Source organism: Cytophaga sp., assembly GCF_051961495.1.
In the GTDB taxonomy this organism is placed as follows: Bacteria; Bacteroidota; Bacteroidia; order Cytophagales; family Cytophagaceae; genus Cytophaga.
The window spans coordinates 24106-30564 of the sequence record NZ_JBQCDF010000266.1 but is presented as its reverse complement, the minus strand read 5'-3'; the positions used below and the strand labels follow the sequence as shown (position 1 = coordinate 30564).

Annotated in this window: 7 protein-coding genes; 3 read left to right on the top strand and 4 right to left on the bottom strand. The window is 38.6% G+C overall.

Translation table 11 applies throughout. The annotated features are described in order from the left end of the window. The coding region (locus tag ACTHJT_RS14760) for a glycosyltransferase family 39 protein (protein WP_440239552.1) at positions 1–1448 on the top strand (1448 nt) is incomplete at its 5' end. 124 nt (positions 1449–1572) lie between these two features. Here the strand turns inward: ACTHJT_RS14760 and ACTHJT_RS14755 are convergent. Next, the gene (locus ACTHJT_RS14755) at positions 1573–2133 is read right to left on the bottom strand and encodes a sugar O-acetyltransferase (RefSeq protein ID WP_440239550.1); all 561 of its coding nucleotides are present in this window, start codon (positions 2131–2133) and stop codon (positions 1573–1575) included. Between the two features lie 336 nt (positions 2134–2469). Between ACTHJT_RS14755 and ACTHJT_RS14750 the strand changes: the two genes are divergently transcribed. Then, positions 2470–2898 carry a transposase gene (locus tag ACTHJT_RS14750; protein ID WP_440239548.1) on the top strand — a complete coding sequence of 143 codons (429 nt, stop codon included), beginning with the start codon at positions 2470–2472 and terminating at the stop codon, positions 2896–2898. Between the two features lie 15 nt (positions 2899–2913). Then, positions 2914–4029 carry a sulfite exporter TauE/SafE family protein gene (locus ACTHJT_RS14745; RefSeq protein WP_440239546.1) on the top strand — a complete coding sequence of 372 codons (1116 nt, stop codon included), beginning with the start codon at positions 2914–2916 and terminating at the stop codon, positions 4027–4029. Positions 4030–4081: 52 nt separating this feature from the next. Here ACTHJT_RS14745 and bcp read toward each other — a convergent pair whose 3' ends face one another. The 3 genes from bcp to ACTHJT_RS14730 are packed head-to-tail and all read right to left on the bottom strand — an operon-like array spanning position 4082 to position 6453. Continuing rightward, on the bottom strand, positions 4082–4597 hold the full coding sequence (bcp, locus tag ACTHJT_RS14740; protein WP_440239544.1) for a thioredoxin-dependent thiol peroxidase: 516 nt from the start codon (positions 4595–4597) through the stop codon (positions 4082–4084). Between the two features lie 10 nt (positions 4598–4607). Beyond that, positions 4608–5171: a YceI family protein gene (locus ACTHJT_RS14735; RefSeq protein WP_440239542.1), complete on the bottom strand. Its 564-nt coding sequence runs from the start codon at positions 5169–5171 to the stop codon at positions 4608–4610. A 13-nt stretch (positions 5172–5184) separates the two neighbouring features. Beyond that, positions 5185–6453, bottom strand: coding sequence for a YeiH family protein (locus ACTHJT_RS14730; RefSeq protein ID WP_440239540.1), 1269 nt, complete (start codon positions 6451–6453; stop codon positions 5185–5187). Positions 6454–6459: the final 6 nt, after the last annotated feature.

Below are 6459 nucleotides of genomic sequence, written 5' to 3'. Positions count from 1 at the left end.
TGTGCTCTTCCGATCTGTTGATGGTATCTTTCATGTTCAACAGACTCATAACAGGGAAATTATTTGGTTACCATCTTACCAACTTATTTTTCCATCTTACCTCCTGTGCACTGGTATACCAGCTTTTCAAGGTATTCAAATTCCGCAACGATGTAAGTTTCATTCTTACCTTGCTATTCGCGGTACATCCTGTATTATCACAAGCAGTTGTATGGATTCCGGGAAGAAACGATTCCATGCTTACAACCTTTGTACTGGCAGGCTTCATCAGCCTTATCCGGTATTATGAAACGGAAAAATGGTTTTGGCTGCCTGTTCATTTTCTTGCTTTGGCACTTGCCTTGTATACCAAAGAATCAGGCGTTATCCTGCCTGTCATGTGTATCGCTTATCTGTTGTTATTTACAAAATCATCCATTAAAACATATATACTATTTATTGCCGGGTGGTTTGTATTGGGCGCTGTATGGTTTTATATGCGGAGTATTTCCATTGAACCGGTTATCAAACCTACTTTATCCGAATACGCAACCGGCTTTATAAACAGATTGCCTTTATTTATCCATTATATTGGTAAATCGTTGCTGCCATTTAATTTATCTGTATTCCCAATGCAGGCTGATACCAGCATCGTATATGGCATAGCGGCATTGCTTTTATTAAGTGTATTGCTGTTCATGAACAAGCAGTCAGACAAAAAGATGGTCCTCTTTGGATTTAGCTGGTTTGCGTTGTTCCTGTTGCCGGCATTCTTTGTGCCCGCGCAGGTAAACGAACAGGCTTTCGAACACCGTTTGTATTTACCGATCATTGGTATTTTATTATTACTTCAGCAAACCATTTTATTTGCAGATCAACATGCAGCACAGGCTAAAATGATCTTCTGGTCTGGCATTTGCGTTTGTCTGGTGTTTGTAATTATCAACTACAATCACCAGCAGAAATTCAAAAACGAAATCACGTTCTGGGAAAATGCTGTTGCGGATAGCCCTTCATCCAGCTATGCACACAAACTGTTAGGCGTTAAATATTTTAATAAAGGAAAATTCAGTGACTCCGAAAAAGAAATCCGGGAAGCATTGGAGATAGACTCAACCGAACGCTATGCGAATTTCTATTTTGCAAAAAATCTTCTGAATAAAAACGGCAAAGATCCAAAAGCAGAATATTATCTGCTGAAAGAAGACAAACTTCATCCTGGCTTTATCGACAATGTATTTGAACTTGCGAAAGTGAATTTTGAAAAAGGCAATAAAGAAAAAGCGGAATCTTACCTGGAAGAATGTACACGGATAGCACCGGCTTTCATGCAGGCAAAAAACAATTTGCTTTTACTCCTGATGGAACAAGGCAAAAAACAAAAGGCGCTGGATTATATCAACCAATGGAAAGCTGATAAATCAGGTGTGCCGGAAGGACTGGAGAAACAGGTAACAGCAATGCCTTAAGCATTTGCATCTTAAAGATTCAAAAAACATTTTCATAAATCAGCGCTCCAAGGGTTTGGTGTTATAAGAATAATCAAATCTAAACTCAATACCCTTGGAGGGGTGGGCTAACCGTTATCCGATTTTAAGATTCCAGATGTCTGATAACTTTGCACGGATTACCTGCTGCAAATACATTGGCGGGGATATCTCTTGTTACAACACTTCCAGCGCCAATGGTGGTATTCTCACCAATAGTGACTCCCTGGCACACCACTACATTTCCTGCAAGCCATACATTATCTTTTATCGTGATCGGGCTTGCAAGCTCCGGTCCTTTGATCCGTTCTGATGCCACGACCGGATGGTAGGCCGCATACAGACTTACATTCGGACCTACAAAAACATTATTACCTAATGTTACCTTCGCGCAATCCAAAATCGTGCAGTTGTAATTTATAAATACATTGCTTCCAAGCCGGATATGTATACCGTAATCACAAAAAAATGGCGGCTGAATATCGATATTGTCACCAAGCCCGCCGAGCAGGCTTTCCAAAATAGCTTTGCGTTCCTGTACCTGTTCGTTCAAAGTCGTGTTATATTCCATAAATAATGCGCGTGCTCTGTTACGCATCTCCAGTAAAACGGGATCAGTCGCCAGATACAACTCCCCTGAAAGCATTTTTTCCAATTCTGTCTTCATATGATTCAGTTCAAATATTTATCGGCAGACAAAAACAAATTGTCCGCTCTTTGTAAAATGTAGTCATTTTTTAAGGAATATTTTCTTGTGGTTTTCTTCGGCATGTATAAAATTCCATTTTGGGAATAGTACCCAATTTTATTGTTCGTTTTTGTTCCTGGTGAAAATTATATACTTGAAAAGCCTCTAAATGCAGCTAAATCAAACATTTTAGCTCGTCCTCCATTCGGTTAATTCTGGATATCCTACCACTAAAAATATACTCCACTATAATGATAGAGATTATATAGTTTATTATATTTGAACTATAATCGCTTTTACATAAACGGTACACATATGACGCAGAACACTACATGGAACAATGTCTTCACAGATGAAAAAAATGCCATAGAAGCTTTCAAAAAATTACGGATAAAAGAAGGTATCGCCTGCAAGAAATGCGGTCACACAAAGCACTACTGGCTGGCTGGTAAAAGCCAGTTTCAATGCCACTCATGCAAATTCAGAACAACGTTACGTAGCGGAACTGTGCTGGAAGGAAGTAAGCTTCCCATTTCCTATTTCTTCATCGCATGGTCATTATTATTAAAAAACAATAATCGTGTTACGATCGAAGAATTTCAAAAGCAAACACAGCATAAATATTATGAGCCTTTGTGGGAATACCTGCATAAAATCAAAAGTCATTTCAAATCGGAAGAACTCTCCAAAATGGAAGGTGATTTTATAGAAGTAACCAATCCGTTTCGAACGACAAATAATTAAAATACTTACCCAGCTATGAATAAAAAAAACAATACGGAAGAAAATGAAATTGAACGGTTCCCGCAAGGGGCCTTCGGTGTAGATGAAATGGACCTGTATCAACTGCAGGATGAGATTCATGCGCTGGAACAACAGGAAGCTAATAGTGAAACCAATTCACAATTCAACCAAACGATTAACAGACTTAATTCAAGAAGTCCATATATAAAATTTTTAGCCGGGGCTACAGTTGTCTGGGTAGCGCTGGCATTTTTTATTTCGTACACGATAGGCCTTGACCAGGTTAATTTTTCAAACACATTACTATCTTTCATCAGCACAGTATTCACAAAAGATCTTTTATTATTTATTGGTATTGGAATAACCACACAATTGCTGGATGGCATACTCGGAATGGGTTATGGCGTAGCCTGCAGTTCATTTTTACTGGGCTTAGGCCTCACTCCTGCATATACGAGTGCAACGGTACATATTGCAAAGTCTTTTAATACCGGTGCGTCGGGCATTTTACACCTTCGTTTTAAAAGTTTGAATCAAAAATTATTCAGAAGTCTTTTGATACCTGGCATTGCAGGGTCTGTACTAGGAGCCTGGCTGTTATCGGCCATATTGAATAATGATATCATCAAACCATTTATTGCACTTTATTTATTACTGCTTGGTGTTTTAATCTTACTCAAGCCCTTCAGAAAACCCCTGGAGAAAAGGAGAGTCAAACGAATCAGCTGGTTGGCTGTGCTTGGCGGATTTGTTGATTCTATTGGCGGCGGGGGCTGGGGACCGATTGTAACATCTAACTTATTACAAAAAGGAAGAGTAACTTCTGTTACTGTAGGTTCAGTAAACATTGTAGAATTTTTTGTTGCCATGTCGGCCGCAGTAACATTTATCTATTTGGGGAAATTTTCCGGATGGCAGGCAATCCTGGGTTTGATTATTGGTGGCATAATCGCTTACCCGTTCACATCACTGGCAGCTTCAAAAATCAATCGAACAGTTGTTAGCGTATTATTAGGCAGCATTGTCATCTTCTTTAGTATAAATACTTTTATCAGCGCTGATTACAAAATTGTGTCTGAATATTTTAATCATTTTTTTAGTATGGTATTTTTATTCAGCAGCTACGTTTGAACTATTCACAAACGTAGCTATTTTTTTACTATCAGCACAAGCTCGTTTATTCCTATTCCGTTAAAATCTGGGCAGCATGATTGTCTACTTGTACAGCATCGATAATGCGGATTATAATGCCTGCTTCATTAATGACGAACGTTTTGCGTGCAGTACCATAAAAGGTTTTTCCATTTTTCTCTTTCAAAATCCAGACACCATATGCTTTATTTATTGTAGCGTCTGTATCGGCCAATAAATCATATGGTAAATTATACTGTTTACTAAACTTCTGATGTGATGAAATACTGTCGGTACTGACCCCAAGGATTATATACCCTTGCGAAGCTAATGAATCACTGTTATCTCTCAGGTTACAGGCCTCTGTTGTACAGCCTGGAGTGTTATTCTTTGGATAGAAATACAAAATTATTTTATGTCCTTTATAATCATCCAGGGATACGATCTTACCATTCTGATTAGGAGCTTTAAATGCGGGCGCTTTATCTCCTGCCTTCAAAATACTCTGAGCATATGAACCGGTATATGCCAGCAATAGCAGTATACTTAAACCAAGTAAGCGTTTCATATACAATTCTTCAGTCTTTAATAACTTCAATGTTAGCTACAATAGACACCTGATCACTAAGTGCAGCGCTGGATTTGCCAACACCAAAATCAATCCTGTTAATAACACCAGTAAGCTTAAAGCCTGCTACACGCTTTTGTGTTTTAGCATTGATGGTAGAACCTATGTAAGTAACATTTAAAGAAACTGTTTTGGTAACTCCTTTTATGGTTAAATCTCCTGTAAGATTATATGTATTGCCTGTTACCTTTTCAAAGGACTTGCTTTTAAAGGTCAATGCAGGAAATTTAGCTGCATCAAAATAATCTGTACCTTTTAAATGTTCGTCACGGCTGGTATTATCCGTATCAATAGAATTCACATCAGCGCTCAGCTCTATCACAGCATCAGAAAAGTCTTCTTTCGCGGAAGTGAGTTTGATGGTAAAATTTTTAAAGTTTCCTTCCTGTTCAGATATACCTAAATGAACAATTGTGAAATTCAATTTTGAGTGTGACTTGTCCAGTGTCCAGTTTTGTGCATAAACAACTGAAATGCTACTCAATAACAAAAAACATACGATAAACTTTTTCATATAATTCGTCTGATTAGTTAAACAATAGTACTGCAATAATAAGTGTAACGACAATGTTAAAACTTTGCGCAATTAAGAATGCAATCAAAGGCTTTTTACTTTCCTGACTGAATAAATCAGAAAATTTCGTTTCAAGTCCGATGCTGGTGAATGCCAGTGCAAACCACAACAACTGAATATTTTTCAATCCATCTTTTACTTCCGCAACTTTATCGGAAGAAAGTATAAATGAAAATAGAATAGATGCCGCAACAAAACCCAATACGAATTTAGGAAAGCGTTCCCAGATCAGATTCAGTGTTGGTTTCTCTACCTGAACCCCTGATGCTGCATTTTTATTATAGCTCCAGTAGATACTGATTGCGAATGCAGCAGCGCCCAATAATACATTCTGCGAAAATTTAACGATTGTACTGATCTTTAATGCAACTTCCCCTACCAATGATCCGGAAGCTACCACTGCACCAGTGGTGTCAATGGTACCACCCAGCCAGGCTCCGGTTTCTTCCTGAGACAAGCCAAGATAATTTGCCAGCAGGGGCATAAAGATCATCATAGGGATAGCGGTTACGAGCACCAGCGAAACTACATAGGAAAGTTTCTTTGTATCTCCTTTTATGGCACCTGCTGTTGCAATAGCCGCAGATACGCCACATATAGAAACAGCACTCGAAATCATCAACGAAAGTTCATCATCAATTTTCAACTTGCGGCAAAGCCAGTAAGCGAAATACCATACGCTGACTACTACTAGCAAGGCTTGTATCAATCCAAGTGAACCGGCTTTCAGAATATCACGAAAAATAACACTGGTACCCAACAGTACCAGGCCGATCTTTACAAACACTTCTCCATTCAGCAACGAACGGAACCATTCCGGCACACCTAAAATATTCCGGATCAGTAACCCAATCAATAAGCTAAAAATAACAGCCTCCAGGCCAAGATCCTTCATTCCTTTATAACCGGAAATGATCAGCGCAATAATCGTTAATACATACAATACCGGAAATACTATTGTAAGAAATGACTGCAGCGGTTTGTTGTTCAGAAAATATCCAACGCCGGCAATTGACAATACAAACACAAACTGAATTCCTATTTTATAAAAGTTTTCTCCGGTCAGTATTTTAGCTGTTAACTCACCGGCATTGCTCCATGAATAAGAAGGCGGTGCCGGTATGATATGCAGCAACGCTGCACCAATAACCAGAAAACCAAGTATTACTACTACCCAATCTTCATGCAATGCTATTCTTACATTTTTCTCTGTTTGTGTCATACAAAT